We start from the raw sequence: 580 nt of genomic DNA, 5'->3' as shown, positions 1-580 counted from the left end.
ATGCCACCGGCCGCCTCACCACCCAGGCCCTCACCACCAGCCCCGGCGACACCCTTCTCCAGCACCGTGCCTACACCTACCGTCCCGACGGGTATGTCACCGAGATCCGCGAACTGACCACCGGCACCCGCCACTTCGCCCTGGACAAGACCGGCCGGGTCACCGGCGTCCAGGCCCACGGCTGGAGCGAGACCTACGCCTACGACAGTGCGGGCAACCAGACCCACGCCGAAGCCCCCGCCCACCCCGCACCCGGCGCACGGGAACACACCGGCACCCTCATCCACCGCGCGGGCCGCACCACCTACACCCACGACGCGGCAGGACGCCTGGTCCGCAAGACCCGCAAACTCCTCAACGGCCAGACCCGCACCTGGACCTACACCTGGAACACCCAGGACCGCCTCACCACAGCCACCACACCCCTGGGCGAGGAGTGGGCCTACACCTACGATCCGCTTGGCCGCCGCCTGACCAAGACCGGCCCCGACGGCGCACCCCTCACCTTCACCTGGGACGCCACCCGCCTGGCCGAACAGACCACCCGCGACGGCGCCACCACCACCTGGGACCACACCCC

General features: G+C 71.2%; 1 pseudogene. It reads left to right on the top strand.

The annotated features are described in order from the left end of the window. Nucleotides 1–580: pseudogene (locus ACYVOO_RS25935) on the top strand (type IV secretion protein Rhs); the annotation flags it as partial.

It is taken from the genome of Streptomyces daliensis, from assembly GCF_054782395.1.
This window is presented reverse-complemented; position numbering and strand designations above follow the sequence as displayed.